Source organism: Kitasatospora aureofaciens (genome assembly GCF_019192735.1).
Lineage (GTDB): Bacteria > Actinomycetota > Actinomycetes > Streptomycetales > Streptomycetaceae > Kitasatospora > Kitasatospora aureofaciens_A.
Window position 1 is genome coordinate 1 of record NZ_JAHTKP010000195.1, and the last position, 735, is coordinate 735.

1 protein-coding gene is annotated in these 735 nt (G+C 70.3%); it reads left to right on the top strand.

Annotated elements, in window-relative coordinates; translation table 11 throughout:
- Positions 1 to 735: ABC transporter ATP-binding protein (locus KV557_RS41965; RefSeq protein WP_256178762.1), on the top strand; the 735-nt coding region annotated here is incomplete at both ends.

Consider the following 735-nt stretch of genomic DNA (forward strand, 5'->3'; position numbering starts at 1 on the left):
GGCGGCCGCCCGCGCCACCGGCCTGAACAAGGTCTACGGGGAGGGGGAGACCCGCGTCGTCGCCCTCGACAACGTCAGCGTGGCCTTCCCGCAGGGCGAGTTCACCGCCATCATGGGCCCCTCCGGCTCCGGCAAGTCCACCCTCATGCACTGCATGGCCGGCCTCGACACCGTCACCTCCGGCTCCTCCACCATCGGCGACACCGAACTCGTCGGCCTCAAGGACAAGCAGCTCACCCAGCTGCGCCGCGACCACATCGGTTTCATCTTCCAGGCCTTCAACCTCCTCCCCACCCTCACCGCCCTGGAGAACATCACCCTCCCGATGGACATCGCCGGCCGCAAGGTCGACAAGACCTGGCTCGACCGCGTCGTCGACACCGTCGGCCTCTCCGGCCGCCTCACCCACCGCCCCTCCCAGCTCTCCGGCGGCCAGCAGCAGCGCGTCGCCTGCGCCCGCGCCCTCGCCGGCAAGCCCGACATCATCTTCGCCGACGAACCCACCGGGAACCTCGACTCCCGCTCCGGCGCCGAGATCCTCTCCTTCCTCCGCAACTCCGTCCGCGAACTCGGCCAGACCGTCGTCATGGTCACCCACGACCCCGTCGCCGCCTCCTACGCCGACCGCGTCGTCTTCCTCGCCGACGGCCGCATCGTCGACGAACTCCACACCCCCACCGCCGACACCGTCCTGGACCGCATGCGCCGCTTCGACGCCAAGGGCCGCACCAGCTA